Annotated in this window: 1 pseudogene (only partly in view); it reads right to left on the bottom strand. The window is 51.7% G+C overall.

The features are described 5' to 3' along the window. A pseudogene (locus B2Y11_RS01820) lies at window positions 1–315 on the bottom strand (GTP-binding protein) (its annotated part continues 289 nt past the right edge of the window); the annotation flags it as partial.

The following is a 315-nucleotide window of genomic DNA, read 5'->3' as shown; positions in this document are numbered from 1 at the left end:
AGGCATCAGGAACGGTTTATCGGTATCGCGCTGAGGAGTCGGGATGTATTCATCTACAGCTGCCATGAGGTCGCGAATCTTCTGTTCGTCTTCTTTGTTGCCGTTGAGGGCGCCAAGAGCGGAGCCAACGATAATCGGCACTTCATCTCCCGGATAGCCATATTCAGTGAGCAGGTCTCTGATTTCCATTTCTACAAGGTCAATCAGTTCAGGATCATCAACCTGGTCAGCTTTGTTCAGGAATACTACGATAGCCGGAACGCCTACCTGTTTAGCCAGGAGGATATGTTCACGGGTCTGGGGCATGGGGCCGTC

Source organism: Dialister sp. UBA1703, from assembly GCA_002320515.1.
Lineage (GTDB): Bacteria > Bacillota > Negativicutes > Veillonellales > Dialisteraceae > Dialister.
The sequence above is the reverse complement of the archived record's forward strand: the minus strand, read 5'-3'. Positions and strand labels throughout refer to the sequence as shown.